The following is a 1,239-nucleotide window of genomic DNA, read 5'->3' on the forward strand; positions in this document are numbered from 1 at the left end:
GTGCTCATACTCAAGCAGAGACTTTGGACGAGCTTCAAAAAAATTTGAAAGAAGTAGTTGAATTATGCTTAGAAGAAATGACTTCAGAGGATAAGAAACGATTACCTGAGTTTATAGGTATTCAACAGATTGAGGTATCAGCTTGAGTAAACTTCAGATTGTTGATGCAAATACAATGGAGAGATTATTGTTTCTGTTAGGTTTTGAGAGAGTGCGCCAAAAGGGAAGTCATGTTTTTTATAGACACTCGGATGGGAGAACTACTACAATTCCTCATCACCAAGGAAGGGTTTTAGCTCGTCCATTAATAAGAGATATCATAAGAGAAATAGAAATTACTGTTGATTATTATCATGAGCTTTTGAGAAAATTGTAAATATACGAGATTCAGTAATTTGTGAGGAAAAAGGGGCAGAATATTTTTATTATTAAAAATTAAGAGTATCTTGTCCCCTTTTGTTAATGGTTCTATTCAATTTTCCCCAACTCTACCTTCATTCCAGAGAGTTCTTTTTGTACTTCTGAGAAGTGCAGAGAAAAATATTCCCGATTCTACTGATTTGAAGATAGTGTAAAATTTAAAAAGGTGTAATAGTTGCATAGAACTATATATTAAGGGTATAATTAAATAGGTTAAGATGAAAGAGATATAAAAGAGGAGAAATGTGAAGGTTATGTTTAGAACAGCGAAGGATTTAACCCCAGAAGAGATAAGAGAATACCAGATGTGCTTAACAAAGAGAGAAGAAAAGAAAAAAGAATATCTATTACAGAGATATCAAGAGGCATGGTCAGTAGCGAAAGAAGCTGCCAAACTTCTATATAAAAAATATCATGCTAAAAAAATTGTAGTCTTTGGATCTTTAAAAGATTCTTTTTATTTTAATAAATGGTCTGATATAGATTTAGCTGCCTGGGACATACCACCAGAAATGTACTTTAAAGCAGTGGCTGAAATTATATCTTTAAGTTCTAAATTTAAAATTGATATAATAGACCCTGAAGAGTGCAATGATTCTCTAAAAAAGATGATTGAAAAAGAGGGTATAAAAATATGAATAAAAAATTTTTAACTTTGAGCAGTCATATTAGAGCCTTTCGTCATATAGTTAGAAATATTTATGCCCACAATTTTAGAATTGATAAGATAAAAGATTTAATGGGAAACATTGATAAAGTATTAAATAAATTAGAAGAAAATCTGCAAATATTTTGTGAATTTTTAGAAAAACCAGAAAT

At 30.5% G+C, this 1,239-nt stretch carries 2 protein-coding genes and 1 pseudogene; all 3 read left to right on the forward strand.

The genetic code is table 11. The annotated features are described in order from the left end of the window. Positions 1–142: 142 nt before the first annotated feature. Positions 143–376, forward strand: coding sequence for a type II toxin-antitoxin system HicA family toxin (locus COZ07_RS04575; protein WP_406607406.1), 234 nt, complete (start codon positions 143–145; stop codon positions 374–376). Between the two features lie 298 nt (positions 377–674). Beyond that, complete coding sequence (locus COZ07_RS04580; protein ID WP_406607407.1) at positions 675–1,058, forward strand: nucleotidyltransferase family protein; 384 nt, start codon at positions 675–677, stop codon at positions 1,056–1,058. After that, positions 1,055–1,239 (forward strand): annotated as a pseudogene (locus tag COZ07_RS04585) (hypothetical protein); the annotation flags it as partial. The gene COZ07_RS04580 and the pseudogene COZ07_RS04585, both read left to right, overlap by 4 nt.

The organism is Candidatus Infernicultor aquiphilus, from assembly GCF_002784285.1.
Lineage (GTDB): Bacteria > Atribacterota > Phoenicimicrobiia > Phoenicimicrobiales > Phoenicimicrobiaceae > Infernicultor > Infernicultor aquiphilus.

Coding starts and splice junctions, on each gene's coding strand:
- COZ07_RS04580 (WP_406607407.1), top strand. CDS start 675: ATGTTTAGAACAGCGAAGGATTTAACCCCAGAAGAGATAAGAGAATAC.